Annotated in this window: 22 protein-coding genes; 12 read left to right on the top strand and 10 right to left on the bottom strand. The window is 71.3% G+C overall.

From position 1 onward, the window contains the following. Nucleotides 1-104 precede the first annotated feature (104 nt). The 3 genes from cofD to ACIBLC_RS35130 all read left to right on the top strand — a co-directional run bounded on the left by cofD (nt 105) and on the right by ACIBLC_RS35130 (nt 3,524). Complete coding sequence (gene cofD / locus ACIBLC_RS35140) at nt 105-1,064, top strand: 2-phospho-L-lactate transferase (protein WP_399215450.1); 960 nt, start codon at nt 105-107, stop codon at nt 1,062-1,064. After that, nucleotides 1,061-2,425 carry a coenzyme F420-0:L-glutamate ligase gene (locus ACIBLC_RS35135; RefSeq protein WP_399215448.1) on the top strand — a complete coding sequence of 455 codons (1,365 nt, stop codon included), beginning with the start codon at nt 1,061-1,063 and terminating at the stop codon, nt 2,423-2,425. The genes cofD and ACIBLC_RS35135 overlap by 4 nt, the downstream gene beginning before the upstream one ends. 97 nt (nt 2,426-2,522) lie before the next feature. Then, nucleotides 2,523-3,524, top strand: coding sequence for a DNA-3-methyladenine glycosylase family protein (locus tag ACIBLC_RS35130; RefSeq protein ID WP_399215447.1), 1,002 nt, complete (start codon nt 2,523-2,525; stop codon nt 3,522-3,524). A gap of 237 nt (nt 3,525-3,761) precedes the next feature. Here the strand turns inward: ACIBLC_RS35130 and ACIBLC_RS35125 are convergent, their stop codons facing one another. Next, the gene (locus tag ACIBLC_RS35125) at nt 3,762-4,844 is read right to left on the bottom strand and encodes a sugar phosphate nucleotidyltransferase (RefSeq protein WP_399215446.1); all 1,083 of its coding nucleotides are present in this window, start codon (nt 4,842-4,844) and stop codon (nt 3,762-3,764) included. A 121-nt stretch (nt 4,845-4,965) separates the two neighbouring features. Next, nucleotides 4,966-6,381 carry an N-acetylmuramoyl-L-alanine amidase gene (locus tag ACIBLC_RS35120; RefSeq protein ID WP_399215445.1) on the bottom strand — a complete coding sequence of 472 codons (1,416 nt, stop codon included), beginning with the start codon at nt 6,379-6,381 and terminating at the stop codon, nt 4,966-4,968. Between the two features lie 139 nt (nt 6,382-6,520). On the opposite strand from ACIBLC_RS35120, the gene ACIBLC_RS35115 reads away from it, so the two are divergent. The 4 genes from ACIBLC_RS35115 (at nt 6,521) to ACIBLC_RS35100 (ending at nt 12,823) form a co-directional block, all read left to right on the top strand. Next, nucleotides 6,521-7,276: a TIGR03089 family protein gene (locus ACIBLC_RS35115; RefSeq protein ID WP_399215444.1), complete on the top strand. Its 756-nt coding sequence runs from the start codon at nt 6,521-6,523 to the stop codon at nt 7,274-7,276. A 321-nt stretch (nt 7,277-7,597) separates the two neighbouring features. Then, a complete protein-coding gene (locus ACIBLC_RS35110; RefSeq protein WP_399215443.1) occupies nt 7,598-8,830 on the top strand; it encodes an LCP family protein in 1,233 nt (410 codons plus the stop codon). A 246-nt stretch (nt 8,831-9,076) separates the two neighbouring features. Beyond that, nucleotides 9,077-10,828: an LCP family protein gene (locus tag ACIBLC_RS35105; RefSeq protein ID WP_399215442.1), complete on the top strand. Its 1,752-nt coding sequence runs from the start codon at nt 9,077-9,079 to the stop codon at nt 10,826-10,828. A 123-nt stretch (nt 10,829-10,951) separates the two neighbouring features. Further along, nucleotides 10,952-12,823, top strand: coding sequence for an LCP family protein (locus ACIBLC_RS35100; RefSeq protein ID WP_399215441.1), 1,872 nt, complete (start codon nt 10,952-10,954; stop codon nt 12,821-12,823). Between the two features lie 74 nt (nt 12,824-12,897). Here ACIBLC_RS35100 and ACIBLC_RS35095 read toward each other — a convergent pair whose 3' ends face one another. Continuing rightward, the gene (locus ACIBLC_RS35095; RefSeq protein WP_399215440.1) at nt 12,898-13,941 is read right to left on the bottom strand and encodes a glycosyltransferase family 2 protein; all 1,044 of its coding nucleotides are present in this window, start codon (nt 13,939-13,941) and stop codon (nt 12,898-12,900) included. Between the two features lie 224 nt (nt 13,942-14,165). Between ACIBLC_RS35095 and ACIBLC_RS35090 the strand changes: the two genes are divergently transcribed. Beyond that, a complete protein-coding gene (locus ACIBLC_RS35090; protein ID WP_399215439.1) occupies nt 14,166-15,530 on the top strand; it encodes an LCP family protein in 1,365 nt (454 codons plus the stop codon). Nucleotides 15,531-15,949: 419 nt separating this feature from the next. Here the strand turns inward: ACIBLC_RS35090 and ACIBLC_RS35085 are convergent, their stop codons facing one another. Beyond that, nucleotides 15,950-16,498: an acyl-CoA thioesterase gene (locus ACIBLC_RS35085; RefSeq protein WP_399215438.1), complete on the bottom strand. Its 549-nt coding sequence runs from the start codon at nt 16,496-16,498 to the stop codon at nt 15,950-15,952. Between the two features lie 120 nt (nt 16,499-16,618). On the opposite strand from ACIBLC_RS35085, the gene ACIBLC_RS35080 reads away from it, so the two are divergent. Beyond that, a complete protein-coding gene (locus tag ACIBLC_RS35080) occupies nt 16,619-17,881 on the top strand; it encodes an LCP family protein (protein WP_399215437.1) in 1,263 nt (420 codons plus the stop codon). A gap of 66 nt (nt 17,882-17,947) precedes the next feature. Here the strand turns inward: ACIBLC_RS35080 and ACIBLC_RS35075 are convergent, their stop codons facing one another. Then, nucleotides 17,948-19,120 carry an acyl-CoA dehydrogenase family protein gene (locus ACIBLC_RS35075; protein ID WP_399215435.1) on the bottom strand — a complete coding sequence of 391 codons (1,173 nt, stop codon included), beginning with the start codon at nt 19,118-19,120 and terminating at the stop codon, nt 17,948-17,950. A gap of 209 nt (nt 19,121-19,329) precedes the next feature. On the opposite strand from ACIBLC_RS35075, the gene ACIBLC_RS35070 reads away from it, so the two are divergent. Further along, nucleotides 19,330-20,673 carry a UDP-glucose dehydrogenase family protein gene (locus tag ACIBLC_RS35070; RefSeq protein WP_399215434.1) on the top strand — a complete coding sequence of 448 codons (1,344 nt, stop codon included), beginning with the start codon at nt 19,330-19,332 and terminating at the stop codon, nt 20,671-20,673. 251 nt (nt 20,674-20,924) lie between these two features. Here the strand turns inward: ACIBLC_RS35070 and ACIBLC_RS35065 are convergent, their stop codons facing one another. Then, on the bottom strand, nt 20,925-21,425 hold the full coding sequence (locus ACIBLC_RS35065; protein ID WP_399215433.1) for a CGNR zinc finger domain-containing protein: 501 nt from the start codon (nt 21,423-21,425) through the stop codon (nt 20,925-20,927). A gap of 91 nt (nt 21,426-21,516) precedes the next feature. On the opposite strand from ACIBLC_RS35065, the gene ACIBLC_RS35060 reads away from it, so the two are divergent. Both ACIBLC_RS35060 and ACIBLC_RS35055 read left to right on the top strand, forming a co-directional pair. Continuing rightward, a complete protein-coding gene (locus tag ACIBLC_RS35060) occupies nt 21,517-21,876 on the top strand; it encodes a VOC family protein (protein ID WP_399215432.1) in 360 nt (119 codons plus the stop codon). A 79-nt stretch (nt 21,877-21,955) separates the two neighbouring features. Continuing rightward, a complete protein-coding gene (locus tag ACIBLC_RS35055) occupies nt 21,956-22,351 on the top strand; it encodes a VOC family protein (RefSeq protein WP_399215431.1) in 396 nt (131 codons plus the stop codon). A gap of 35 nt (nt 22,352-22,386) precedes the next feature. Here the strand turns inward: ACIBLC_RS35055 and ACIBLC_RS35050 are convergent, their stop codons facing one another. The 4 genes from ACIBLC_RS35050 to ACIBLC_RS35035 form a co-directional block, all read right to left on the bottom strand. Beyond that, on the bottom strand, nt 22,387-23,574 hold the full coding sequence (locus ACIBLC_RS35050) for a dipeptidase (protein ID WP_399215430.1): 1,188 nt from the start codon (nt 23,572-23,574) through the stop codon (nt 22,387-22,389). Between the two features lie 132 nt (nt 23,575-23,706). Then, a complete protein-coding gene (locus ACIBLC_RS35045) occupies nt 23,707-24,891 on the bottom strand; it encodes a dipeptidase (protein WP_399215429.1) in 1,185 nt (394 codons plus the stop codon). Nucleotides 24,892-24,896: 5 nt separating this feature from the next. Beyond that, nucleotides 24,897-25,460 carry a 5-(carboxyamino)imidazole ribonucleotide mutase gene (purE, locus tag ACIBLC_RS35040; RefSeq protein ID WP_399215428.1) on the bottom strand — a complete coding sequence of 188 codons (564 nt, stop codon included), beginning with the start codon at nt 25,458-25,460 and terminating at the stop codon, nt 24,897-24,899. After that, on the bottom strand, nt 25,457-26,596 hold the full coding sequence (locus ACIBLC_RS35035; protein WP_399215427.1) for a 5-(carboxyamino)imidazole ribonucleotide synthase: 1,140 nt from the start codon (nt 26,594-26,596) through the stop codon (nt 25,457-25,459). Before ACIBLC_RS35035 ends, purE begins: the two co-directional genes overlap by 4 nt. Nucleotides 26,597-26,739 lie beyond the last annotated feature (143 nt).

Below are 26,739 nucleotides of genomic sequence, written 5' to 3'. Positions count from 1 at the left end.
CCGAAGCCTCGTACGGCTGAGGTCTCGTACGGCTGAGGTCTCGTACGGCTGAGGTCTCGTAACCGCCTGCCGCGTTGTCGTACCCGCCTGCGAGACTGATTCCCATGCGCATTGTGGTTCTGGCAGGCGGCATCGGTGGTGCCCGGTTCCTGCGTGGTCTTCAGCGGGCCGCGCCGGACGCGGACATCACGGTCATCGGCAACACCGGGGACGACATTCACCTCTTCGGGCTGAAGGTCTGTCCCGACCTCGACACGGTGATGTACACGCTCGGCGGCGGTATCAACGAGGAACAGGGCTGGGGCCGGGCCGACGAGACCTTCCATCTCAAGGAGGAGCTCGCGGCGTACGGGGTCGGGCCCGAGTGGTTCGGGCTCGGCGACCGGGACTTCGCGACGCACATCGTGCGGACGCAGATGCTCGGGGCGGGCTTCCCGCTCAGTGCCGTCACCGAGGCGCTGTGCGACCGGTGGCAGCCGGGCGTCCGCCTCATCCCCATGTCCGACGACCGTATCGAGACCCATGTCGCCGTCGAGGTCGACGGCGAGCGCAAGGCCGTCCACTTCCAGGAGTACTGGGTGCGGCTGCGGGCCTCCGTGCCGGCCGAGGCCGTCGTGCCGGTCGGCGCCGATCAGGCCAAGCCCGCGCCCGGGGTGCTCGAGGCCATCGCCGAGGCGGACGTCATCCTCTTCCCGCCGTCCAACCCCGTCGTCTCCATCGGCACGATCCTCGCCGTGCCCGGCATCCGGGAGGCGATCGCCGACGCGGGCGTTCCGGTGGTCGGCCTCTCCCCCATCGTCGGGGACGCGCCCGTGCGCGGCATGGCCGACAAGGTGCTGGCCGCGGTGGGCGTCGAGTCCACGGCCGCCGCGGTCGCCGAGCACTACGGCTCGGGTCTCCTCGACGGCTGGCTCGTCGACACGGTGGACGTGTCCGTCGTGGAACGGGTGGAGAGCGCCGGGATCCGCTGCCGGGCCGTACCGCTGATGATGTCCGACCTCGACGCGACGGCACAGATGGCGCGTGAGGCGCTGACGCTGGCGGCGGAGGTGCGGGCGTCTTGAGCACGGGGCTTCCTCCGGAGCGGGGTTTCGCGGACGGCGACGGTACGCGGACCTCCGACGGCTGGTCCGGCGGCTATCGGGTCTGGGCGCCTGCCGGTCTTCCCGAGGTCCGCGAGGGCGATGACCTCGCCAAGCTCGTCGCTTCGGCCGAGCCGGGGCTCGCCGACGGTGACGTGCTCCTGGTCACCTCCAAGATCGTGTCCAAGGCGGAGGGACGGATCGTCCGGGCCGTCGACCGCGAGGCAGCCATCGACGCCGAGACCGTCCGGGTCGTGGCACGCCGCGGAGCACTGCGGATCGTCGAGAACCGGCAGGGGCTCGTGATGGCCGCCGCCGGAGTCGACGCCTCCAACACCCCCGCCGGGACCGTGCTGTTGCTCCCCGAGGACCCCGACGCCTCCGCGCGGACGATCCGGGACGGACTGCGGGACGCGCTCGGCGTGGACGTCGGTGTCGTGATCACCGACACCTTCGGCCGGCCCTGGCGCACCGGGCTCACGGACGTCGCCATCGGGGCGGCGGGCGTACGGGTCCTCGACGATCTGCGCGGCGGCGCGGACGCGTACGGCAATCCGCTGAGCGCGACCGTCGTCGCCACGGCCGACGAGCTGGCCGCCGCCGGTGACCTGGTCAAGGGCAAGTCCGCCGGGCTGCCCGTCGCCGTCGTGCGCGGGCTGGCCCATGTGGTGTCCGAGGACGACGGCGAAGGGGCCCGGGCCATGGTGCGGGGCGGGCGCGACGACATGTTCCGGCTCGGCACGTCGGAGGCCGTACGGGAGGCGGTGACCCAGCGGCGTACGGTACGGGCCTTCACCGACGAGCCCGTCGACCCCGGTGCCGTACGACGGGCCGTGGCCGCGGCCGTCACGGCACCCGCGCCGCACCACACCACCCCGTGGCGATTCGTCCTCCTGGAGTCCGAGGACTCCCGGACCCGGCTGCTCGACGCCATGCGCGACGCGTGGATCGCGGATCTGCGGAACGACCGGAAGTCCGAGGAGTCCATCGCCAAGCGGGTCCGGCGGGGGGATGTGCTGCGCAGGGCGCCGTATCTCGTCGTGCCGTGTCTGGTGATGGACGGGTCGCACACGTACGGCGATGTACGGCGGGACGGTGCCGAGCGCGAGATGTTCGTGGTCGCCGCCGGCGCGGGCGTACAGAACTTCCTGGTCGCGCTGGCCGGGGAACGGCTCGGTTCCGCGTGGGTTTCGTCGACGATGTTCTGCCGGGATGTCGTACGGGAGGTGCTGGGGCTGCCGGAGGGATGGGACCCGATGGGTGCCGTGGCCGTGGGGCATGCGGCGGAGGAGCCCAGGGCCCGGCCCGAGCGGGACGCCGGCGCGTTCATCGAGGTGCGGTGACCGGACCGGGGTGCGGCGACCGGTCCGTCCGGGGCGAACGTTGCCTGTCACGGCACTAGTCTCGTAAGGCATCCCGAGCATCCCTAGGACCTCATTCGTGGCTGGACGATTCGCTCCTCGGCCGACGCGTACGACTGTGCGCGGCGGGCATGTCGTGGTGCCCGGGGGTGTGCCGCGGCCCGCGGTCGCACCGGGGCGGACGCGTACGTGGACACCGCCCTGGCCTCTCGACCTCGGGCTCGTGCTCGGGCCGCTGCGGCGCGGGCCGCACGACCCCACCTTCCGTACGACGCCGGACGGGTCCGTGTGGCGGGCCTGCCGGACGCCCGCCGGGCCCGGGACTCTGCGGGTCGCGGCGCGGGGCGGAGTGGTTCACGGCGAGGCGTGGGGAGCGGGCGGCGAGTGGCTGCTCGACCGGCTCCCGGAGCTGCTCGGGGCCCTGGACGACCCGGAGGCCTTCGAGCCGCGGCACCGGCTGGTCGCGGTCACCCGGCATCGGCGGCCGGGGCTGCGGCTCACGCGTACCGGGCTGGTGCTGGAGTCGCTGATTCCGTCCGTGCTGGAGCAGAAGGTCACCACGGATGAGGCGTACCGGGCCTGGCGGTTGCTCGTACGGAAGTACGGGGAGCCGGCGCCGGGGCCCGCGCCGGAGCGGATGTGTGTCATGCCCGCGGCGCGGACCTGGGCGTTGATTCCCTCCTGGGAGTGGCATCGGGCCGGGGTGGACAACAAGCGGGCCTCGACCATCCTGCGGGCCGTGCGGGTTGCCGCGCGGCTCGAGGAGGCGGTGTCGTTCGACCCCGTGCGGGCTCAGGCCCGGCTGGAGCTGGTGTCCGGGGTGGGGCCGTGGACGTCCGCGGAGGTGGTGCAGCGCAGTCACGGGGCGACGGATTCCGTGACGGTGGGGGATCTCCACCTGCCCGGCATCGTGGGGTACGCCCTGGCGGGGGACCGGGACGCGGACGACTCCGTGATGCTGTCGCTGCTCGCGCCGTACGCGGGGCAGCGGCATCGGGCGGCTCGGCTGATTCTGTTGTCGGGGCGGGCGCCGGCTCGGCGCGTGCCGAAAATGCCGCGGGGGGATATCGGGCGGCTTTGACGGGTGCGCGGTGCGGGGCCTGCATCCGATGCGGGGCATGCATCCGGTGCCCGGCACTGGATGACCTTGGCACCCAGCACCGGTGCTCGGCGTCGGCACCCAGCAACCGGCACCGGTGCTCGGTCAAAGCGGGTTTCGCCCCCTCCGCCCCTTCCCGTCCCGTTCCTGGGGCTGCGCCCCCAGACCCCCCTGTCGCGCTTCGCGCTCGTCCTCAAGCGCCGGACGGGCTGGAAATGGCTACTGGTCGGACGAGAAGCGGATCGAGCCGCCCGGGATCCTCGCGTCGCACCACACCCGGACGCCCTCGCGGAGTTCGTTGTCGGGGCCGACCACCGCGCCGTCGCCGATGACGGTGGCGGTGAGGATGGAGCGTTCGCCGATGCGGGCGCGGGCGCCGATGAGGGAGTCGGTGATGACGGCGCCTGGTTCGACGACGGCGCCGGGGAGGATGGCGCTGCCGGTGATGCGGGCGCCCTCGCCGATGTGCGCGCCCTCGCCGACGACCGTGCCGCCGGTCAGCTTGGCGTCCGGGGCGACGGTGGCCGTGGGCAGGACCAGCCGGTCACCGCAGCGGCCGGGGACGGCCGGCGACGGTGCGCGGCCGAGGACGAGGTCCGCGGAGCCGCGTACGAAGGCCTGGGGGGTGCCCAGGTCGAGCCAGTAGGTGGAGTCGACCATGCCCTGGAGGTGGGCTCCGGTGGCCAGCAGCTCCGGGAAGGTCTCGCGCTCCACCGAGACCGGGCGGCCCGCGGGGATCGTGTCGATGACCGAGCGGCGGAAGACGTACGCCCCCGCGTTGATCTGGTCGGTGACGATCTCCTCGGGGGTCTGGGGCTTCTCCAGGAAGGCGGTCACGCGGCCGGTGGCGTCCGTGGGGACCAGGCCGAACGCGCGCGGGTCCTCGACACGGGTGAGGTGGAGGGAGACGTCCGCGCCCGTCGTCCCGTGCGTGCGGACCAGGGCCTGGATGTCCAGCCCGGTCAGGATGTCGCCGTTGAAGATCAGGACCGGGTCGTCGGGACCCGAACGCAGCCGGGAGGCCACGTTGCGGATGGCGCCCCCGGTGCCGAGGGGCTCCTCCTCGGTGACGTACTCGAGGTGGAGGCCGAGCGAGGAGCCGTCGCCGAAGTACGGCTCGAAGACCTCGGCCAGGTAGGAGGTCGCCAGGACGATGTGCTCGACGCCCGCCGCCCTCGCCCGCGCCAGCTGGTGGGTGAGGAAGGGGACCCCGGCCGCCGGAACCATCGGCTTGGGGGTGTGCACCGTGAGCGGGCGCAGTCTGGTGCCTCTGCCGCCGACCAGGAGGATCGCTTCTGTCACCTGTCGTCTCTGCTTCCTGCCGGGACCGGCCGAACTGTGTTTCGGCCGGCCAGTGTATGCAGACCGTTCGATGGCGTTGTCGACGGCCGGCGGTGCGGTTTCTTCCGTGCTGCCCGGCCGTCTACCTGCCCTGATACTTGGCCGCTGCCTTACGGGCGGTGCCGAGTTTGGTGTACATCTGCCAACCCGGACACTCCGTGTTGAACCCGTCCCGATGGCCGGAGATCACGTTCAGTCGTACGTTCTTTCCCTTTTTGTAGAGATTGCCACCGCCGGACTTCAGATATGTCTTTCCGCGCGGATTGACTCCGAAGAGGCCCAGTTTCCACGCCGTGAGCTTCGCGATGGCCGTAACGGCGGATTTGGAGGGCTTCGCCGAGCCGAAGCTGCCGAGGACGGCGATCCCCATGCTGTCGGTGTTGAACCCGAGGGTGTGGGCGCCCGTCACGGCCTTCGCCACGCCACCGGCACGGCCTTCGTAGATGTTTCCGCACTTGTCGACGAGGAAGTTGTAGCCGATGTCCCGCCAGCCGCTGCTCACCACGTGGTAGCGGTAGATACTGCGGATGACCGAAGGGACCTGTGAGCAGCGGTAGTTGTTGCCCGAGGCCGTGTGGTGCACGAAGGCGGCCCTGACCTTCTTCGAGTAGACGAACCCGCGCTCGCGCAGCTTCTCGTCCGCCCCCCAGCCCTTGCGCGTGACGATGCGCGGGCGCGGGCCGATGTGCGGTTTCACGCGCTGATCGCCCGCCGGACGCTCGGCGAGGAACTCGCGCTCCGTCTCCAGTTGGGAGAGCGCGGGGATCACGTTCGGGGCGAGCTCGGGGATCTCGCCGGCGCTGGTGGGGTCGAGGTCGGCGTTGTCGGCGGACCCGGGGGCGTACGCGGCGGGGAGTGCGCCTGCACGCGGGGCGTGCGCCGGTGCCTCACCGCGCGCAAGCTCCCGAGGCGCACCGGCGCGCTGGACGTCCGGTCGCGCGCCCGTGGGGACGGCGTCCGCGCCGGGGGCGACGAGTTCGAGACGCAGCCCCCTGGGGAGCGGCGAGTCGCCCGCCGCCGTCGCGCGCTCGTCCATTTCCGCCTGGACGCGCACCTCGACGCCGTCGGAGTCGCCCACCCACAGCGGCGCCGTGGATCCGCGCACCCGGCCTGACTCGCCTTCGGCGGTGTCCGGGTCGGCCGCGTGTTCGTGGTTGTGCGTCTCGACGTCCTGCCAGCCGGACCAGTGGCCGTTGGCGGCGGCACGGGTACGGACCTGGACCCGGCCGCGCAGTTCGCTGTCCGGGTTGTCCCAGACGACGCCGACGAGCGAGAAGGGCCGTACGTCGCGGCGGTTGAGCCCCTGTTCGGGGGCGGCGGAGCCGAGGGCGCGCTCGCCGCCGAGCGGGGCGAGTGGCAGGGACTGGGTACCGCCGGCGACAGCGGGCTCGGATGTCACCACCGGTGGGCGGGCCTGCGCCGGAGCGGGCAGGGCCAGCGGAAGGGCGAGAGCGGCCGCGCAGGTGACGCCGGCCGAGGAAACGAGGAATCCACGCATGCCCCTGATCCTGGACATAGTCATACATATCTGTCTATCCGGGAATTGACGGACCGTCGGGTGCCACTCGTCCGAACCGGTGGCCCGGGGGGCCCGCCCCGCGCCCGGCGCGCCCTCTCCCCCGCGTACGCTTGCCCGCGTGAACGCCACCGACCGCACCCCCGCCGACCTGCTGCGATCCGCGCTCGCCGCGGACCCCGCGCGCCCTCTGGTGACCTTCTACGACGACGCCACGGGCGAACGGATCGAATTGTCCGTGGCCACCTTCGCCAATTGGGTGGCCAAGACCGCCAACCTCCTCCAGAACGAGCTGTCCGCCGAACCCGGTGACCGGGTCGCGCTGCTGCTGCCCGCGCACTGGCAGACCGCGGTGTGGCTGCTGGCGTGCTCCTCGGTGGGTGTCGTCGCGGACGTCGGGGGCGACCCGGCCGCGGCGGACCACGTCGTCGCCGGGCCCGGCGAGTTCGAGGCCGGCCTCGCCTGCTCCGGCGACCGGGTCGCGCTCTCCCTCGCACCGCTGGGGCGGCGCTTTCCGACGCCGCCCGCCGGATACGCCGACTACGCCGTCGAGGTGCCGACGCAGGGGGACCGTTTCCAGGCGTACGCGCCCGTGGATCCCGAGGAGGCGGCTCTGATCGTCTCCGGGGCGCAGTACACGGGGGCGGAGGTCGTCGAGCGGGCCAGGGCGGACGCGCCGCCGCTCGGCCTGACGGGGCCGGGGTCGCGGATCCTGTCCGCGCTGCCGTACGACACCTGGGAGGGGCTCAGCGCGGGACTGTACGCGGCGCTCGCCACCGGGGGGTCCGTGGTGCTGTGCCGCCACCTCGACCAGCTCGGCGAGGACGCGGTCGCCAAGCGGATCGAAAGCGAACGGGTGACGGCTACGGCTCGCTAGGCCCTCAGGGCGGGGTGCCTCGGCGGGCCACGGCCGCCCTCGGAGCGCGGACACCTTCCCGGCCCGCCGGGCTCTCTCGAACCGCCGGGCGCCTTCCCGGCCCGAGGTCGCCCGCGACGCGCCAGCCCTCTTCACCGCGCAGGACCGCCCTCGAAGCGCGGGCCCGCCGCACGATCACCCGCGCCCCCGGCGACGCGTCCCGGCCGTCCGGCGTAACCCGTTCGGCCCATCAGCGTCCGGCCCCGGGCCCCGGGCCGGGCCATGGTCGTAGGAGCACGCAGTACGCGACAGGCTCGTACGCCAGGAGGGGTGGACTCCGACGTGACCGACACCGCAGGCACGCCGTCCGGAGCGCCTGAGCATGCGGCCACCCCCGGCGCCCTGGGCCCGGAACTCGGCGCCACCCCCACCGGCGCCGGTGTCGTACGTCGCCGCAGGCGCTGGCTGCGCTACACCGCGATCGGTGTCGCGGTCCTGGTGGTCGGTGCGGCGGGAGCCGGCTGGGCGGCGTACGAGAAACTGAACGGGAACATCACGGCGGACAACGACGCCGCGACCGAACTCGCCCGGTACGAGAAGGAGCGGCCCACCGCACTGGTGCGCGGCGCCCAGAACATCCTGCTCATCGGGTCGGACTCGCGGGCCGGGGACGGCAACGCGAAGTACGGGCGGGACTCCGGCACCGAGCGGTCCGACACCACGATCCTGCTGCACCTCGCCGCGGACCGGCGCAGCGCGACCGCCGTCTCCCTCCCCCGCGACCTGATGGTGGACGTGCCGAGCTGCCGCCGGCCGGACGGCGGCCGCACCGAGCCGATGCTCGCGATGTTCAACTACGCCTTCCAGAAGGGCGGTTCGGCCTGCACGATCCGCACCGTCGAGAAGCTCACGAACGTCCGCGTCGACCACCACATGGTCGTCGACTTCAACGGCTTCAAGGAGATGGTCGACGCCGTCGACGGCGTCCAGGTGTGTCTGCGGGAGCCGATCGACGACAAGGAAGCCAAGCTGAAGCTGCCCGCGGGCAGGGTGACGCTCGACGGCGAACAGTCCCTCGGCTACGTCCGCGCCCGCAAGAGCATCGGCAACGGCAGCGACACCGACCGGATGGACCGCCAGCAGCGCTTCCTCGGCGCGCTGGTCAGCAAGGTGCGCGGCAACGACGTCCTGCTCAACCCCGCCAAGCTCTACCCCGTGCTCGACGCGGCCACCTCGTCGCTCACCACGGACCCGGCGCTGGCCAGCCTGCGCGGGCTGTACGACCTCGTGCGCGGGATGCGCGACATCCCCACGGAACGGGTGCAGTTCCTGACGGTGCCCCGGACGTCGTACGTCTACAACGCCAATCGGGACCAGCTCGTGCAGCCCGCGGCGCGGGAGCTCTTCACGCGGCTGCGTGCGGACGAACCGGTGACGGTCTCGAAAGATCTTCCGGAGGATGCGGCGGATTCCGTCGCGAAGAGCTCGTTCAAAGGTGCGGGCAGAGCTTCGGGGACTCCCGACCCGGCGCCGACTTTCCGGGGGAACACGGCCGCCGAGGACGCCTGCGGGTAAAACCCGCGTCAAGGCCGGGAACCCCCCAACTAAGAACTCTCTGAGAAATAGGGCAGATTGCCCAGTTGTAGGCAGGTGCAATTTCTCACTGTCGTCGCTTGACGCTGAACTGGGCGGATAGTGTGAGCGATCCGGTGCTCCGGCCTACAGGTCTGTCCTGCGGTCGTGCGCTGCTGGACCGACTGACGAGCGCCTTTTGTAGGGGGAAAAGGCGCCGCGTGGCCCCGACGGAGGACTTAAGCAACCGTGGACGCGCAAGGCCGTGAGCGGGCGGACGATATCGACCCCGCAGACCAGTGGGTACTCAACCCGAACACCGGCGACTACGAACTGCGACTGCGGCCTTCCGCACCGCAATCACCAGTCCCCGGTCCTCGTAGATCTGCCCGCGGCGCGGGGAGTGCCACGACGGGCTCACGCAGCACGCCGGTCCGGGAGCCCGGCGAGGCTCCGGGCGGCGTGCCCGACACCGATGTGCCGGGGCCGCGCAGGCGCCGCGGCGCGCCCGCCGAACCGCCTCCGGGCCGGCGGCGGGGACGCACGAAGCCCAAGAAGTCGAAGGCGAAGAAGATCCTGCTGTGGACCGGCGGCACGATGGCCTTCGTGGTCGTCGCCGCCAGCGCGGGCGGATACCTCTACCTCAAGCACCTCGAGGGCAACGTCACCACGACGGACGTCGGCAGCGCGGGCTCGAGCAGCTTCAGCAAGGACGAAGCCTTCAACATCCTCATCATCGGCACGGACAAGCGCACCGGTGAGGGCAACGAGGCCTACGGCGACTCGGGCAGCGTCGGTCACGCCGACACCAGCATCCTCCTGCACGTCTCCAAGGACCGTACGAACGCGACCGCGCTGAGCATTCCGCGCGACCTGATCGTCGATGTCCCCGACTGCGAGACGAAGCAGTCGGACGGCACCGCCGAGGTCATCCCGGGCACGACGGGCGTCCGTTTCAACACCAGTCTCGGCCAGGACGGCCGGGACCCGGGCTGCACGATGCGCACGGTCAAGGCGGCCACCGGAATCTCCGTCGACCACTTCATGATGGCCGACTTCAACGCCGTCAAGACGCTGACCACCGCGGTGGGCGGCGTCGAGGTCTGCCTCGCCAAGGACGTCGACGACGACGACTCCAAGCTCAAACTCTCCGCGGGCAAGCACACGATCGAGGGCGAGACGGCGCTCGCCTTCCTGCGCACCCGGCACGCCTTCGGCAACTCGGGCGACCTCGACCGCATCAAGGTCCAGCAGCAGTTCCTGGCCTCGCTGATGCGCAAGATGTCCTCCAGCGACACCCTCACCAGCCCCACCAAGCTGGTGAAGCTGGCCGAGGCCGCCACCAAGGCGCTGACCGTGGACACCGGTATCGGCAAGGTCAGCACGCTCAAGGACGTTGCCCTGGAGCTGAAGAAGGTGCCGCCGAAGAACATCACCTTCCTCACGACGCCGGTCGTCGACAACCCCGCCGAGGTGGTCAAGGCGACGGTCGTCGTCAACCCGACCACGGCTCAGCCCGTCTTCGACATGGTCAAGGACGATGTGTCGTTCACCGAGGTGAAGGCACAGGAGAAGAAGGAGGCGGCCGCGGTCGCCGCCCGGCTCAAGGGCACCCAGTCCGCCGCCGCCGACGTCCGGGTCAACATCTACAACGGCGGCGCCGAATCCGGCTCCGCACAGGAAACACTCAACTGGTTGCAGAATGATGAGGGCGTGCTCAAGTCCAGCCAGCTCGGCAACGCCGAGAAAACGCTGAGCAAGACGACCCTCGAGTACTCTCCCGACCAGGCCGATCAGGCGCGCAAGCTGGCGGATCTCATGGGACTGTCCGGTTCGGCGATGAAGCCTGGCAAGAGCGAGACGAACTCGCAGGGTCTGCCCGCGATCGTGCTGACCCTGGGCAAGGACTTCAAGGGCGCGGGGGTGTCCCTGACCGCTCCGGCAAAGGCGCCGGAGAGTGTCGAGAAGTCCACCGCGGACAAAACAGTGTGCGCCAAGTGATGACCTAACGGGTCCGTCACGCGTCCAACAGGACGACAGCGCGTTCGACTTGAACGCGAGAAACGTTCAACTGGACGCGGGACGGGCCCGTTTGTCAGGCGCAGGGTGGGGAGGGGCAGGGAGATGGCGCGAAGTGGTGTGCGCGGGGAGAAATCACAGTCACACGGCCGGGGGGCCGATGACCTGGGCTGGGACGACAGCCTGTACGACGGGAGCGGTGAGCCCGGCCGGGGGGCCGACGGCGGAACCGGGCAGGTGACGGACGGCGATCCCGGTCCCGCGGCCGACGGGAGTCCCCTGCAGGCGGCGATCGCCGAAGCCCGTCAAAGCGCCGCCGGCCATTCCGGCCAGGGGACAGAAGGCGGTTCCGGCAGGGGAACCAGCGGCGACTCCGGTCAGGCGCCCGACAGCCCTACGGCAGAGGACACGATGGCCCTCAAGGCGCAGGGGAGCCGCTCGCGCGGCGGCGGTGGCGGTGGCGGTGGCGGCAGACGTGAGGGCGCGGGACGCCCGCGTCGCAGACGCCGCGTCCTGCGCTGGTCGGCGATGGTTCTGGCGGTCCTGATACTTGGCACCGCGGGTGCCGGTTATCTCTACTACCAGCACCTGAACGACAACATCAAGAAGGACGACCTGAACATCGGCGACGCGAAGGACCGCGCCGCCCAGTCCGAGGCGAACGCGGCCGGCCAGACCCCGCTGAACATCCTCCTGATCGGCTCGGACGCCCGGGACACCGCGGAGAACCAGGAACTGGGCGGCGCGAAGGAGACGTTCGGCGGCACCCCGCTCGCGGACGTCCAGATGCTTCTGCACCTCTCCGCGGACCGCACCAACATGTCGGTCGTCAGTATGCCGCGCGACACCCTCCTGGACATTCCCAAGTGCACGGACCCGGACGACGGCGAGGTGTACGCGGCGAGCACGCTTCCCACGATGACCAACCAGACGCTCGGCCGGGGCGGACCCGGCTGCACGGTGGCCACCTGGGAGAAGCTGACCGACATCCACATCGACCACTTCATGCAGATCGACTTCTCGGGTGTCGTGTCGATGGCGGACGCCATCGGCGGCGTCCCCGTCTGCGTGGACGCCAACATCTACTCGCACACGTCCTCCGGCAAGGGCTCGGGCCTGAAGCTGAAGGAGGGCACCACCTACATCCAGGGCGAACAGGCCCTGCAGTGGCTGCGCACGCGGTACGGCTTCGAGGACGGCAGCGACCTGGCGCGCGCCGAGGCCCAGCACCAGTACATGAACTCGATGGTCCGCCAGCTGCGCGAGAACACCACGATCTCCAGCCCCAACAAGCTGCGCAAGCTCGCCGAGACGGCCACCAAGGCGCTGACCGTCGACAAGGGCCTGGGCAGCGTGAACAAGCTCTACAACCTCAGCAACGAGCTGAAGAAGGTCAAGCCGGGCCGGATCACGATGACGACCATGCCGAATCGTTACGTCGGCGCGCGCGTGGTGCCCACGGACGACGCGGCCAAGCTGTTCCGTCTCGTGCGCGAGGACATCGCGCTCGACGGCAAGGACAAGAAGAAGGCGGCCACCGAGGAGGCGTCCTCGGACCCGGCCGCCGCGGACGACAAGATCGGCGTGGCCGTGCGCAACGGCACGCGGACCTCCACGCAGTCCCCGGTCGGCGGGCGCGCGAGCACGGTGGCCGAGCTGCTGGTCGGCAAGGGCTTCACCCGGGCCACGGCCGAGCAGACGGCGGCGACCGCCGAGGACAAGACGCTGATCCGCTACCCGAGCGCCGACCTGGAGGGCGACGCCAGGCGGATCGCCAAGTCCCTCGGTATCCCGACGAGTTCGGTGGAGAAGTCGACGGGCGTCTCCGGGATCACGCTCGTGGTCGGCGCCGACTGGCGCGAGGGCACGGCGTACAAGGCCGAGTCGGAGGACAACACGACGCCCGACACGGCGGAGGCCCTCAACGGCGCCGACAGCAAGGCCTGTATGCACGTGGACCCGGACTACACCTGGTAACCGAACCACACCCGCCGGAAAGTGAGTTGGGCCCCTCTCCAGTCGAGAGGGGCCCAACTCGTTTGCGAAGCAGCTCAGTTGGAGGTGAGTACCGCCGGGCGCCGGGACGCGATGACCTTGCGGGCCAGTGCCTTCGGGCTGGTGAGGAAGCCCCAGCCCCAGGACATGTGCATCGTGGCGAGGGCGACGGGGATCTGGAGCCGGGCCTTCAGCGGCAGGCCCCTGCCCGCGGGCAGCGAGCCGAGGGCGATGGCCGCGAGGTAGCCGCCGGGGACGACGAAACCCCAGGGCGTCACCGCCGCGCCGACCACCACGCCCGCCACGATCGCGCACACCGCGGTCGGCGGGGCGAGGTAGCGCAGGTTGATGGAGCCCTCGTGGAAGCGGGCGACGACGTGACGCCAGCGACCGTAGTCCTTGTACTGCTTGGCGAGCGCGCGCACGGAGGGCCTCGGGCGGTACGACACCCGCAGCTCGGGCGAGAACCAGATGAGGCCGCCCGCCTCCCTGATCCGGAAGTTCAGCTCCCAGTCCTGGGCGCGGATGAACTCCTCGTTGTAGCCGCCCTGTTGCTCCAGCGCCTCGCGGCGGAAGACACCGAGGTACACGGTCTCGGCGGGCGCGGCCTCGCCCCCCGTGTGGAAGGCGGCGTTGCCCACCCCGATCTTCGAGGTCATCGCGGCGGCGACCGCGTGCTCCCAGTCGTTCTCGCCCTCGGCGTGCATGATCCCGCCGACGTTCTGCGCGCCGGTCTCCTCCAGGAGACGTACGGCCGTCGCGATGTAGTTCGGCGAGAGCATGCCGTGCCCGTCGACGCGTACGACGATGGGGTGGCGGGACGCCTTGATCGCGGCGTTCAGCGCGGCGGGGGTGCGGCCGGCCGGGTTCGGCACGGTGTGCACGCGCTTGTTGTCATGGGACGCGGTCTCGCGCACCAGTTCGGCGGCGATCTCCTCCGTGCGGTCGGAGGACGGTCCGACGGCGAGCACGACCTCCATCTCGCCGTCGTACTCCTGCGCCAGGATCGCTTGGACGGACCCGCGCAGGTGCCGCTCCTCGTCGAGGACGGGCATGATCACAGAAACGGCGGGAGACCGCACGTCAGACTTCTCGCTCATCGGGCGCCACGTTACCGCGAATGGGGGACACGGTCGCGCGCCGCCCCGCCTCCGCCCCGGGCCGCAGATCGTATGGGCCTACTGTGCTCACGGATCCCACGGCCGGCCCTCGCGGAGGTATCCCCTTGCCCACGCCGCCCCGCTCCCCCGCACGCCCCCCTCGCCGCCCGCGGCCGTCCCCCGCGCGGCGGCCCACCGTACGGCGCAAGAAGCCGCGCTGGGCCATGCGGGCGGTGACCACGCTCTCGGTGCTGGTGCTCGCCGCGGCGGGCATCGGACACGCGGTGGTCACCAGCCTGGACGCGGACATCACCCGGGTCGACCCCTTCAAGGACATGAAGAACCGTCCCGAGGCCGGCCACGGCATGAACGTGCTGCTGGTCGGCACCGACGGCCGGGACCGGATCTCGCAGGCGGAGCGGCGCAGGTACCGGCTGGGCGGCGCGCCCTGCCACTGCACCGACACGATCATGATCGTGCACATCTCGGAGGACCGGGAGCGGGCCAGCGTCGTGAGCCTGCCGCGCGACTCGTACGCCGAGACGCCCGCGCACACCGACCGGACCACCGGCGAGAAGCACGGCGCGCACCCGATCAAGATCAACGCGGCGTACGCCGAGGGCGGGCCACAGCTGACCGTGCGCACGGTGGAGAGCATGACCCGCGTGAAGATCGACCACTACCTGGAGGTCGACTTCACCAGTTTCATGAAGACGGTGGACGAGCTCGGCGGCGTGGAGATCTGCTCCGTGAAGCCGCTGAAGGACTCCTACACCGGACTCGACCTCGCGGCCGGCTCGCACCGGCTGACCGGCGGGCAGGCGCTCCAGTACGTCCGCTCCCGCCATGCCGACGGGTCCTCCGACCTCGGCCGGATGCAGCGCCAGCAGCGTTTCCTGGCGGCGCTGATCGCCCGGGCCACCTCGTCGGGGGTGCTGCTGAACCCGATGAAGTTCCGTGACGTGACCCGGGCGGTGCTCGGGTCCGTGCGCGCGGACAAGGGGTTCGGCACGGACGAACTGCTCGACCTCGGGCGGGCGATGCGGGACTTCTCGCCCTCCTCGTCCGAGTTCACGACCGTGCCGATCGGGCAGATGGGATACGCCGTCAAGGGCGTCGGCTCGACCCTGAAGTGGGACCCCGCCAAGTCGGGGAAGCTCTTCCAGGCGCTGCGCGAGGACAGGCCCCTGGCGGTACGCAGGCCGCGCACGGACAAGGCCCTGCGTGTCGACGTGGCCCCGCAGCAGATCCGCGTCCAGGTCGAGAACGGCACGGCCACCGCGGGCCTCGGCAAGCGCCTCGACAGCGCGCTCGCCGCCACCGGGTTCCGTACGACCCGGCAGCCCGTCAGCGCGGCGGACCGCGCCCTGAAGCGCACCGTCATCTCCTACGACCCCCGCTGGGACCGCTCCGCGAAGTCCCTCGCCGCGGCCCTGCCGGGCGCCGAGCTCCGCGCGGTCAAGGGGCGGGGGCCCCTGCTGAAGGTCACCGCGGGTGCGGACTTCAAGGACGTACGAAAGGTACGGGCCGACGACCCGTACCAGGGCGAGTTCGGCGTGACGACCGGGGATCAGGTGATCTGCCCTTAGCCCGTCCCGGCGGCGGCCTGGCCCGGCGGCAGCCCGTCCCGACGGCTGCCTGGCCCGGCGGGCGGTCGGGCGCCCGAGTGGGCAGGCCGGTAGTCGACCTAGTGGCCGGTCCGGGGGCTCGGAGGCCGGCCCGGCAGGGCGGACTCGGCGGTCGGGCCGACGGACAGGCCCGAAGGCCGGACCGCTAGCCGATCCAGCGGCTGGCCCGGTGGCCGGGCTTGAGACCCGGTAGCCGGTCCAGCGGGCAGGCCCCGCGAGAGGTCCGGCGGACCCGGTGGCCGGTCGGGAGCCCGGCGCGCAGGCCCAGCAGCCGGATCGGCTGCCAGCCCAATAGCTATGGCCCAGTGGCCGGTCCAACGGCCGACCCGGCGGGCGGTCCGGTGGGCCTACTCACTGGCCGGTGCGGCTCTCCGGGGGCTCTACTCGTCCAGGCCCTCCGCCGCGCGTTTTTCGCGGAGGTCCATGATCGCGCGGCGGCGGGCGAGGCGGTGGGTGCGGCGGATCTGGGCCTCCTGGTAGCGGCGCTCGTCGCGTTCGGTCTCGGGGAGGACCGGCGGCACCCGGCGCGGCTTGCCGTCGGCGTCGACCGCGGCGAAGACCAGGTAGGCCGAGCCGACCTGCTGGGGCGGGGTGGACTCGTTCCAGCGCTCGGCCAGGACGCGGACGCCGACCTCCATGGACGTACGGCCGGTCCAGTTCACCTGGGCCTTCACGTGGACGAGGTCGCCCACGCGGACGGGCTCCAGGAAGGCCATCTCGTCCATCGAGGCGGTGACGGCGGGCCCGCCGGAGTGCCGCCCGGCCACCGCGCCCGCCGCGTCGTCCACCAGCTTCATGATCACGCCACCGTGGACCGTGCCCAGAAGGTTGGTGTCGTTGTGGCTCATGATGTGGCTGAGGGTGGTTCGGGACGCGGAGGTGGGCTTGCCCGGAATATCGGATTCCGGGCCGGAGGCCTGGTCTGTCATGGCGTCCACCCTATGCCGGGGGCGCACAAAGTCCGTTTTGCATCAGCTCTGCAACAGGCATGACATGAATCTGCTCACTCTCTTGTATGGCGCACAGTGCGGCACTGCACACTGGTCCGCATGAGCGAATGGCCCGACGAGAACCGCAGCAACCGTTACGGACGCGGCAGCGCAGGCTCACAGCCCGAGAGCGCGCGCGTCATGCGGCAGGTCGGCCGTGGCCAGCCGGGCCCCGGCCCGTCCGCGCCCCCGTACGGCGGGGTGCCCCAGCAGCCGACGTACGTCGACGGGCAGGGGTACGGCGACCAGTACGACAACGGCTACAACTCGGGCCAGGTCTACGGCACGCCGAACGGCGGCGGACCGCAGGGACCGGGCGGCGGACGGGGTCCGCGCCGCGCGCCGAACTGGGGCCGGCGGATCAAGTGGACCGCCATCACCCTGGTCACCCTGCTCGTCGTGGTCTCCGTCAGCACGTACTTCTGGGCCGACTCCAAGCTCAACCGTGACGTGGATCTCTCCAAGGTCATCGACCGGCCCGAGGCCGGTGAGGGCACGAACTACCTGATCGTCGGCTCCGACAGCCGCGAGGGCATGTCCGCCGAGGAGAAGAAGGACCTGCACACCGGCTCAGCCGACGGCAAGCGCACCGACTCGATGATGATCCTGCACACCGGCGACAACGGCTCCACGCTGGTCTCGCTGCCGCGTGACTCGAACGTGGAGATCCCGAGCTTCGTGGGCTCCGAGTCCGGCAAGACGTACCAGGGCACGGGCCGCGAGGTGAAGCTCAACGCGGCGTACGCGGAGGACGGGCCCGAACTGCTCGTGCGTACCGTCGAGTTCAACACCGGGCTGCGCATCGACCACTACGTGGAGATCGGCTTCGCGGGCTTCGCGGACATCGTCGACTCGGTCGGCGGCGTGGAGATCGAGATCCCCAAGGGCGGCATGAAGGACTCCAAGTCCGGCGCCGACTTCGACGCGGGCAAGCAGACCCTGAACGGCGAGCAGGCCCTCGCGTTCGTCCGTACCCGGTACGCGCTCGCGGGCAGCGACCTCGACCGTACGAAGAACCAGCAGAAGTTCCTCTCGGCGCTGGCCAACCAGGTCGCGACGCCGGGCACCGTCCTGAACCCCTTCAAGCTCTACCCGACCATGGGTGCCGGCCTCGACAGCCTCATCGTCGACAAGGACATGAGCCTGTGGGACCTCGCCGACATGTTCTGGGCCATGAAGAGCGTCAGCGGCGGCGACGGCAAGTCCATGAACATGCCGATCTCCGGCTCCTCGAACGGCAACCTGCTCTGGGACAAGGCCAAGGTCAAGACGCTGGTGAACGAGCTGAAGAACGACGAGAAGGTGACGGTGTCGGGCAACTGAGCCCGGCCGCACGGCGAAACGAGTGAAGGGCACCCGGTGGGTGCCCTTCACTCGTCTCCCTCGCCCTTACGGCAGGTTGCGGGCCATCACGATCCGCTGGACCTGGTTGGTGCCCTCGTAGATCTGGGTGATCTTCGCGTCGCGCATCATGCGCTCGACCGGGTAGTCGCGGGTGTAGCCGTACCCGCCGAGGAGCTGGACGGCGTCCGTGGTGACCTCCATGGCCACGTCCGAGGCGAAGCACTTCGCCGCCGCGCCCTGGAAGGTGAGGCCACCTTCTCCACCTCCGGCGGCGACGCGCTGCGACTTGGCCGCCGCCGCGTACGTGAGTTGGCGGGCGGCCTCGATCTTCATGGCCATGTCGGCGAGCATGAACTGGATGCCCTGGAACTCGGCGATCGCCTTGCCGAACTGCTTGCGCTCCTGGACGTAGCCCTTGGCGTAGTCCAGCGCTCCCTGGGCGATGCCGAGGGCCTGGGCGGCGATCGTGATGCGGGTGTGGTCCAGGGTCTTCATCGCGGTGGCGAAGCCGGTGCCCTCCTCGCCGATCATGCGGTCGGCGGGGATGCGGACGTTGTCGAGGTAGACCTCGCGGGTCGGGGAGCCCTTGATGCCCAGCTTCTTCTCCGGGGCGCCGAAGGAGACACCCTCGTCCGACTTCTCCACGACGAAGGCGCTGATGCCCTTCGAGCGCTTCGTCGGGTCCGTCACCGCCATCACCGTGTAGTACTCGGACTCGCCGGCGTTGGTGATCCAGCGCTTCACGCCGTTGAGGACGTAGAAGTCGCCGTCGCGGACCGCCTTCGTCTTCATGCCCGCCGCGTCGGAGCCCGCGTCCGGCTCGGAGAGGGCGTACGAGAACATCGCGTCGCCCTTGGCGAGCGGGCCCAGGTACTTCTTCTTGAGGTCCTCGGAGCCGGAGAGGATCACGGGGAGCGAGCCCAGTTTGTTGACCGCCGGGATCAGGGAGGAGGACGCACAGACCCGCGCCACCTCCTCGATCACGATCACCGTGGCCAGCGCGTCCGCGCCCGCGCCGCCGTACGACTCCGGTACGTGCACCGCGTGCAGGTCGGCGGCGACCAGGGCGTCCAGGGCCTCCTGGGGGAAACGGGCCTCCTCGTCCACCGCGGCCGCGAACGGCGCGATCTTCGCCTCGGCCAGCGAACGGATCGCGTCACGGAGCATGTCGTGCTCCTCGGACGGGCGGTACAGGTCGAAATCAGCCGATCCGGCCAAGGTCTCTCACGCTCCAAAGATGCTGAACAAAGATGCTGATGCTGTGGCGGCGGCGCTAACTACCGTTAAGTAACACAAATTTTAGGGGCCTGCCCACGGCGCGGATACGTGAGCTTGGCGACAGAGGGAAAGTTGCCCGTTGAGGGGCCGTCGCATGCCCCGGTTATGCTCGGGCCCGCATCCCACCCGGTTCACCCCAGGAGCACCCCATGGCCCTCAAGATCACCGTGATCGGCACCGGATATCTCGGCGCCACACACGCCGCGGCCATGGCCGAGCTGGGCTTCGAGGTCCTCGGACTCGATGTCGTCCCGGAGAAGATCGAGATGCTCAGGCGGGGCGAGGTCCCGATGTACGAGCCGGGACTCGAGGAGCTGCTGCGCAAGCACGTCGCCGGGATCGAGGGGTCCAGCGGGCGGCTGCGCTTCACCATGGACTGGGCCGAGGTGGGGGCCTTCGGGGACGTCCACTTCGTCTGCGTGAACACGCCGCAGAAGCACGGCGAGTACGCGTGCGACATGTCGTACGTCGATGCCGCCTTCGAGTCGCTCGCCCCGCATCTGCACGGCCCGGCGCTGGTCGTCGGGAAGTCCACGGTGCCCGTCGGCTCCGCGGACCGGCTGGCGGCCCGGCTCGCCGAGCTCGCGCCCGCCGGTGCGGACGCCGAGCTCGCCTGGAACCCGGAGTTCCTGCGGGAGGGCTTCGCCGTCGGCGACACGCTGCGTCCCGACCGGATCGTCGTCGGGGTGCGCAGCGACGGGGCCGAGAAGCTGCTGCGCGAGGTGTACGCGACGCCGGTCAGCGAGGGTTCGCCGTTCGTGGTGACCGACTTCCCGACCGCCGAGCTGGTGAAGACCTCCGCGAACTCCTTCCTCGCGACCAAGATCTCGTTCATCAACGCCATGGCCGAGGTGTGCGAGGCCGCCGACGGCGACGTGGCCAAGCTGGCCGAAGCCATCGGGTACGACGACCGGATCGGCAAGAAGTTCCTGCGGGCCGGGATCGGGTTCGGCGGCGGGTGCCTGCCGAAGGACATCCGGGCCTTCATGGCACGCGCCGGTGAACTGGGCGCGGACCAGGCGCTGACCTTCCTGCGCGAGATCGACTCCATCAACATGCGCCAGCGCGGGCAGATGGTGGAGCTGGCCCGGCAGGCGCTCGGCGGCGGATCGTTCCTGGGCAAGCGGGTCGCGGTGCTCGGCGCCACGTTCAAGCCCGACTCGGACGACGTACGGGACTCGCCCGCGCTGAACGTCGCCGGGCAGATCCATCTCCAGGGCGGCCAGGTCACCGTCTACGACCCGAAGGGCATGGAGAACGCGCGCCGGCTCTTCCCGACGCTGGCGTACGCCGACTCCGCCATAGCGGCCGTACGCGGCGCCGACGTCGTACTGCACCTGACCGAGTGGCGCGAGTTCCGCGAGCTGGACCCCGCGGTGCTCGGCGAGGCGGTCGCGACGCGGCTGGTCCTGGACGGACGCAACGCGCTGGACCCGCGGGTGTGGCGCCGCGCCGGCTGGACCTACCGCGCGATGGGCCGTCCCACCGCCTGAACCCGTCGAGCGACGCCGATCCGGCCGAGGCTCAGTCGGCCGGATCGGCGTCGTCACGCATTCTCCACCGTCTTGGTGACGGGTGTGGCTGGATCGCGCACTTCGCGGGGGCGCGTTGCACGGCGCGGAGGGCGCCTCGTCGGCGCGGGGGCGCCTCGCACGGCGCGGGCCGAGCCCTGGGAACGCCCCGCCCGTTACCTGTCGGGCTCCGCGGGCGTTCCGGGGGACCGCCTCGCGCGGGCACCCGGCGGCTACTTCGCGCGGTAGCGGCGCATCTTCGCGCGTGCGCCGCAGACCGACATCGAGCACCAGCGGCCGCGGCCCGCCGGGGAGCGGTCGTAGTAGGCCCAGTGGCAGGTCGGGGCCTCGCAGGCCTTCAGGCGCGGCCAGGTGCCCTCGACGAGTGCCTCCGCGATCGCCGCCGCCACGCGGGAGGCGAGCGGGGCCGGGTGTGCGGGGCTCAGCGTCGCCGAGCCGTCCTCCGCGGAGACGGTGACCAGGAGCGGGGCCGCCGTGAGCAGTTCCTGGAGCGGCGTCACCTCACGGTGCGGCGGGTGGCCGGCGTGGGCCAGACACACGACGCGCAGCGACTCCCGCAGCTCGCGCGCCACTGCCAGCTCCCGTTCCGCGACACCGAGGCGGGCGCGCCCCTCCGCCGTGTCCAGCGCGTCGGCGCCCGACTCCAGGTCCACCGTGTTCACCAGGGCCTCCACCAGGGCGAGGCCCCCCGGTGCCGGCACTCTTCCACTCATGCTTGCGACGTTACCTCCAATGCGGGAGCATGGAGTAACCGTTACCTCTTGATGAGGTCTACGGGTAACCCGACTCCCCTGGGAGGAAGTCATGGCTCTCGCGAAACTCGGTGTCGTCGTCCTGGACTGTCCCGACCCCCGCGCGCTCGCCGGGTTCTACGCCGAGGTGCTCGGCGGCACGGTGCGGGGCGAGGGGGACTGGGTCGACCTGGAGCTGCCGGGCGGTTCGCCGCTGGCGTTCCAGGCCGCCCCCGGACACGTACCGCCGAAGTGGCCCGCGGGCGACGACTCGCAGCAGTTCCATCTGGACCTGACCGTGGACGACCTGGACGCGGCCGAGAAGAGCGTGCTGGCGCTCGGGGCACGGGTACTCGACGCGGAGGACCGGTCGCGCGGCTGGCGGGTCTACGCCGATCCCGCGGGACACCCGTTCTGCCTCTGCGCCGGCTGACGTCCTCGGCACCCGCCGAGGACCGCTGGAAGCCGCCCAGGGCCGTCGAAGCCCGTTACTCACCCAACCGGAGGACGTCATGGCACCTGTGGCACGTATGCGTTCCGTCGTACTCGACTGTCCCGACCCCCGCGCGCTCGCCCGGTTCTACGCGCACGTGGTGGGCGGCACGCCCCAGGCCGAGGACGACGACTGGGTGGTCCTGCCCGTCCCGGACGGCACCCGGCTCGCGTTCCAACGGGCCGAAGGGTTCGTCCCGCCGCAGTGGCCGCGGGCCGACCACAACTCGCAGCAGTTCCATCTCGACTTCGACGCCGGAAGCACCTGGGAGGCGATCGACGCCGCCCAGGAGAAGGTGCTGGCCCTCGGCGCCCGCCCGCTGGACCTGGACGACGAGGACGGCAAGAGGGACTTCCGGGTGTACGCGGATCCGGCGGGGCATCCGTTCTGCCTCTGCCGGATCGAGCCCGCGTAGCGGAGCCGCCCGCGGGCCGATCCGAACGACACCCCCTAGCCGTCCAGCTCCGCGATCTTCGCCGAGGACGGCTTGCGGCGCTGCTGGGCCGCGCGGGCGGTGAAGTCGGCGCTGCGCAGGACGCGTTGGACGTTGCCCCAGGTGAGCAGGGCGAGGTCGGTGCCGGTCCAGCCGCGGGTGAGGAGTTCGGCGATCAGGTTCGGGTAGCAGGACGCGTCGGCGAGGTCCTGCGGGTGGGCGGCCCCGGAGTCGTACGTGCCGGAGAGGCCGACGCACTCCGGGCCCGCGAGGGCGCGGACGTGGTCGAGGTGGTCGGCGACGTCCCGTACGGAGGGACCCGTCTGCTCGGCGGTGAGCGGGACGAGGCACAGGCCCTTGGCGGTGCCCAGCTCGACGAGGACGTCGTCGGGCAGGTTGGCCGGGTGGGGGCGTAGCGCGCGGGCCGCGGAGCGGGTGAACAGGACCGGGGCCTTGGAGGCGGCGAGGGCGCGGCTGATGGTGGCGTCCGAGGTGCCGGAGAGGTCGGCGAGCACGCCGAGCCGGTTCATCTCGCGGAGCACCTCCTCGCCGAACCGGGTCAGGCCGGTCCCGCTCGCCCAGGTCGTCCCGGAGAGGGTGAGAACGCGCAGGCCGAGCGCGTGCAGGTTGCGCAGGATGCCGAGCGAGTCGCCGACCGCGCCCGCTCCGGCGGGGCCGAGGACCACGGCGACCCGACCGCAGTGCTGGGCGTCGGTGATCTCCGCCGCGCTGTGCGCCATCCGCAGGCCCTCCGGGTGGGCGCGGACCACGGTCTGCACCAGGTCCAGCTGCTCCAGGGTCGCGCCGACGGCCCGGTCCCCGGCGAGCCCCTCGGGCAGGTGCAGCGACCAGAACAGCGCGCCCACATGCCCTTCCCGCATCCTCGGCACGTCCGTGTCCACGGCGCTCTCACCCAGCTCCAGGTCGAACCAGGGCAGGTGGCGCAGCGCCCAGGGCAGGCCGCTGTAGCCGTCGGCGACCGGGTTGCCTGCGAGGAAGGCGTGGGCCCGCTCCAGCGGGTCGGCGTCGCCGGCCGGGGCGGTCACGGACTCCGGTCCGGCCCCCGTCTCCGGGGCGAGGCCGGCGTCCGGGACGGTCTCGGGGGTGTCGAGCGGCAGCGGCTCGGACTCCGGCCAGGCGCTCGGCCGGTCCAGCTCACCCACCTCAGCGGCGGTCGTGTGCAGTTCATCCCGCAGGTCTGCCATGACGTGGCTCCGGAGGCTGGACGGTGTTCGCAGTGACACCACCGTTCCACGGAGGCCGGGGGGCTTCCTGGTGGGTGGGGCGTTTGGGGGTACGCCCTGCCACCGGCAAGCCTCCCGGGCCTTCTGCGGCACTCAGCCGTCGAGCTGGTCCAGCGTCGCGTTCGAGGGGCCCCGCCGGGCCTGGAGGTCGCGGGCCACGTCCTCGGCCGCGCCCAGTACCCGTACCGCGTTCTGCCAGGTCAGCTTGGCCAGGTCCGCGCGGGACCAGCCGCGGCCGGCCAGCTCGGCGACGAGGTTCGGGTAGCTCGACACGTCGTCCAGGCCGTCCGGGGTGAACGCCGTGCCGTCGTAGTCGCCGCCGATGCCCAGGTGGTCGACGCCGGCGATCTCGCGCATGTGGTCCAGGTGGTCCGCGACCGTCGAGACCGTGGCGACGGGGCGCGGGTTGGACTCCTCGAAGGCGCGGTGCACCTTCATGCCCTCGGGGGTCGTGTCGAGGTGGTGGAAGCCGTTGGCGCGCAGGTTCTCGTCGGCCGCGGCCGTCCAGTCCACCGCCGTCTGGAGGACGAACTTCGGCACGAACGTCACCATCGCCACTCCCCCGTTGGCGGGCAGCCGCTCCAGCACGTCGTCCGGGATGTTGCGCGGGTGGTCGCAGACCGCGCGGGAGGAGGAGTGCGAGAAGATCACCGGCGCGGCGGTCGTGTCGAGCGCGTCGCGCATGGTCGTCGCGGCCACGTGGGAGAGGTCCACGAGCATGCCCTCTCGGTTCATCTCGCGCACCACCTCGCGGCCGAAGGCCGACAGGCCGCCGACGGAGGGGCGGTCCGTCGCCGAGTCCGCCCAGGCGATGTTGTCGTTGTGGGTGAGGGTCATGTAGCGCACGCCGAGCGCGTACAACCCCCGCAGCGCGGCGAGGGAGTTGTCGATCGAGTGGCCGCCCTCGGCGCCCATGAGCGAGGCGATACGGTTCTCGGCCCGCGCCGTCTCCATGTCCGCGGCGGTCAGCGCGGCCCGCAGGTCGGCCGGGTGACGGTCGATCAACTGTCGTACGCAGTCGATCTGTTCGAGGGTCGCGGTGAGCGCCCCCGGCAGGTCCGAGCGGACGTACACCGACCAGAACTGGGCGCCGACCCCGCCCGCGCGCAGCCGCGCCAGGTCCGTGTGCAGGTGGGCGCTCTGGTCGGTGGCGATGTCGCGGGCGTCGAGGTCGTAGCGGACCTGTTCGCGCAGCGCCCAGGGCAGGTCGTTGTGGCCGTCGACCACGGGGAACTCGGCGAGGAGCGCACGGGCTTCGTCCAGCGGAAGGGAGTTCATCGCCGTCACTTCCCGAAGCCGAAGCCGCTGCCGGCGCCCTCGACCTTGGTGCGCAGCCGTTTGCCCTTCTCGGTGGCCTGGTCGTTCAGCTCCTGCTGGAACTCCCGCATCCGGGCGAGGAGTTCGGCGTCGTGCGCGGCGAGCATCCGGGCGGCCAGCAGGCCCGCGTTGCGCGCGCCGGCCACCGAGACGGTGGCGACCGGGACACCGGCGGGCATCTGCACGATCGAGAGCAGGCTGTCCATGCCGTCGAGGTACTTCAGCGGGACCGGGACGCCGATGACCGGCAGCGGCGTCACGGACGCGAGCATGCCGGGCAGGTGGGCGGCGCCGCCCGCGCCAGCGATGATCGACTTGAGCCCGCGCTCGGCGGCCTGCTCGCCGTACGCGATCATCTCGCGCGGCATGCGGTGTGCGGAGAGGACGTCCACCTCGTACGGGATCTCGAACTCGTCGAGGGCCAGCGCCGCGGCCTCCATCACGGACCAGTCCGAGTCGGACCCCATGACGATGCCTACGACGGGAGCGCCGGACGAGCCGGGGGCGCCGGGTTCAACAGGACGGGTCATTCGGTGATCGTGCCTCTCAGGTATCCGGCTGCGTGCCGGGCGCGCTCCAGTACGTCGTCCAGGTCGTCGCCGTAGGTGTTGACGTGGCCGACCTTGCGGCCGGGCTTCACGTCCTTGCCGTACATGTGGATCTTCAGCCGGGGGTCGCGGGCCATGCAGTGCAGGTACGCGGAGTACATGTCGGGGTAGTCGCCGCCCAGGACGTTGGCCATGACCGTCCACTTCGCGCGCGGGCGCGGATCGCCCAGCGGCAGGTCCAGGACCGCGCGTACGTGGTTGGCGAACTGGGAGGTGATCGCGCCGTCCTGGGTCCAGTGGCCCGAGTTGTGCGGGCGCATGGCCAGTTCGTTGACCAGGATGCGGCCGTCGGCCGTCTCGAAGAGCTCCACGGCGAGGTGGCCGACGACGCCGAGTTCCTTGGCGATGCGCAGGGCCAGCTCGCCCGCCCGGAGGGCCAGCTCCTCGGCGATGCCGGGGGCCGGGGCGATCACCGTGTCGCAGACGCCGTCGACCTGCTGGGACTCGACGACGGGGTAGGCGACGGCCTGGCCGTGCGGGGAGCGGACGACGTTCGCCGCGAGCTCGCGCACGAAGTCGACCTTCTCCTCGGCGAGGACCGGGACACCGGCGCGGAAGGGTTCGGCCGCGTCCGCGAGGGAGCGCACGAACCAGACCCCCTTGCCGTCGTAGCCGCCGCGGACCGTCTTGAGGATGACCGGGAAGCCGTCCCCCTCGGCCGCGAACGCGGCGACGTCGTCGACGTCGCTCACGATCCGGTGCCGCGGGCACGGCACGCCGAGTTCGTCGAGCTTCGCCCGCATCACGCCCTTGTCCTGGGCGTGCACGAGGGCGTCCGGCCCGGGACGGACGGGAATGCCGTCCGCCTCCAGGGCACGCAGATGCTCGGTGGGTACGTGTTCGTGATCGAAGGTGATCACATCGCAGCCCCGCGCGAACTCACGCAGCGTGTCGAGGTCGCGGTAGTCGCCGATGACGACATCGCTCACCACCTGCGCCGCGGAATCCTGAGGGGTGTCACTGAGGAGCTTGAATCTGATGCCGAGCGGGATGCCCGCCTCGTGTGTCATACGAGCGAGCTGACCTCCGCCGACCATGCCGACTACCGGGAACGTCACCCTCCAAGAGTATCGGCCGCGCCAGGGTGGCCGGTTTCCGCACCTGTGGACCGGTATCCGCGCGTCGACGGCGCCCTCGGCCACGGTCATTTTCTTACCTGTGAGTCTGTACACACGGACGATGCCGGGGACCGCTGGTTAGC

Source organism: Streptomyces sp. NPDC050535 (genome assembly GCF_044457665.1).
Classification (GTDB): Bacteria; Actinomycetota; Actinomycetes; order Streptomycetales; family Streptomycetaceae; genus Streptomyces.
Note: the sequence above shows the minus strand (reverse complement) of the source record. Positions and strands in the feature narration are given on the sequence as shown.

Coding starts and splice junctions, on each gene's coding strand:
- cofD (WP_399215450.1), top strand. CDS start 105: ATGCGCATTGTGGTTCTGGCAGGCGGCATCGGTGGTGCCCGGTTCCTG.
- ACIBLC_RS35120 (WP_399215445.1), bottom strand. CDS start 6,381: ATGCGTGGATTCCTCGTTTCCTCGGCCGGCGTCACCTGCGCGGCCGCT.
- ACIBLC_RS35100 (WP_399215441.1), top strand. CDS start 10,952: ATGGCGCGAAGTGGTGTGCGCGGGGAGAAATCACAGTCACACGGCCGG.
- ACIBLC_RS35095 (WP_399215440.1), bottom strand. CDS start 13,941: ATGAGCGAGAAGTCTGACGTGCGGTCTCCCGCCGTTTCTGTGATCATG.
- ACIBLC_RS35090 (WP_399215439.1), top strand. CDS start 14,166: ATGCGGGCGGTGACCACGCTCTCGGTGCTGGTGCTCGCCGCGGCGGGC.
- ACIBLC_RS35085 (WP_399215438.1), bottom strand. CDS start 16,498: ATGACAGACCAGGCCTCCGGCCCGGAATCCGATATTCCGGGCAAGCCC.
- ACIBLC_RS35080 (WP_399215437.1), top strand. CDS start 16,619: ATGAGCGAATGGCCCGACGAGAACCGCAGCAACCGTTACGGACGCGGC.
- ACIBLC_RS35070 (WP_399215434.1), top strand. CDS start 19,330: ATGGCCCTCAAGATCACCGTGATCGGCACCGGATATCTCGGCGCCACA.
- ACIBLC_RS35065 (WP_399215433.1), bottom strand. CDS start 21,425: ATGAGTGGAAGAGTGCCGGCACCGGGGGGCCTCGCCCTGGTGGAGGCC.
- ACIBLC_RS35060 (WP_399215432.1), top strand. CDS start 21,517: ATGGCTCTCGCGAAACTCGGTGTCGTCGTCCTGGACTGTCCCGACCCC.
- ACIBLC_RS35055 (WP_399215431.1), top strand. CDS start 21,956: ATGGCACCTGTGGCACGTATGCGTTCCGTCGTACTCGACTGTCCCGAC.
- ACIBLC_RS35050 (WP_399215430.1), bottom strand. CDS start 23,574: ATGGCAGACCTGCGGGATGAACTGCACACGACCGCCGCTGAGGTGGGT.
- ACIBLC_RS35045 (WP_399215429.1), bottom strand. CDS start 24,891: ATGAACTCCCTTCCGCTGGACGAAGCCCGTGCGCTCCTCGCCGAGTTC.
- purE (WP_399215428.1), bottom strand. CDS start 25,460: ATGACCCGTCCTGTTGAACCCGGCGCCCCCGGCTCGTCCGGCGCTCCC.